At 61.4% G+C, this 438-nt stretch carries 1 protein-coding gene; it reads left to right on the top strand.

Annotated elements, in window-relative coordinates:
• The coding region (locus X744_RS139655; protein ID WP_023763258.1) for a family 16 glycosylhydrolase at positions 1–438 on the top strand (438 nt) is incomplete at both ends.

The following is a 438-nucleotide window of genomic DNA, read 5'->3' as shown; positions in this document are numbered from 1 at the left end:
CCGGCCCCGGCCTCAACGCGGCTTTCTTCTCCTATATCGGCCCGTCCGACAAGCAGCCCTGGGACGAGATCGACTTCGAGATCCTGACCAAGGACACTTCCAAGGTGCAGGTCAACGCCTATATCGCCGGCAAGGGCAAGAACGAGAAGCTGGTCGACGTGCCTGGCGGCACCGACAGTGCCTTCAACGACTATGCCTTCGTCTGGGAGAAGGATAGCCTGCGCTGGTATCTCAACGGCCAGTTGGTTAACACCATCACCGATCCCGCGAAGTTGCCCAGCCATGCGCAGAAGATCTTCTTCAGCCTTTGGGGCAGCGACACCATGAAGGGCTGGATGGGAGCGTTCGCGGACCCGGGCCGCACGCTTTCGCTGCAGATCGAACGGGTCGCGTTCACCGCGCTGGGTCAGCCCTGCCAGTTTCCGGAATCGCTGGTGT

This window comes from Mesorhizobium sp. LNHC252B00 (assembly GCF_000502955.1).
Taxonomy (GTDB): domain Bacteria; phylum Pseudomonadota; class Alphaproteobacteria; order Rhizobiales; family Rhizobiaceae; genus Mesorhizobium.
The sequence above is the reverse complement of the archived record's forward strand: the minus strand, read 5'-3'. Positions and strand labels throughout refer to the sequence as shown.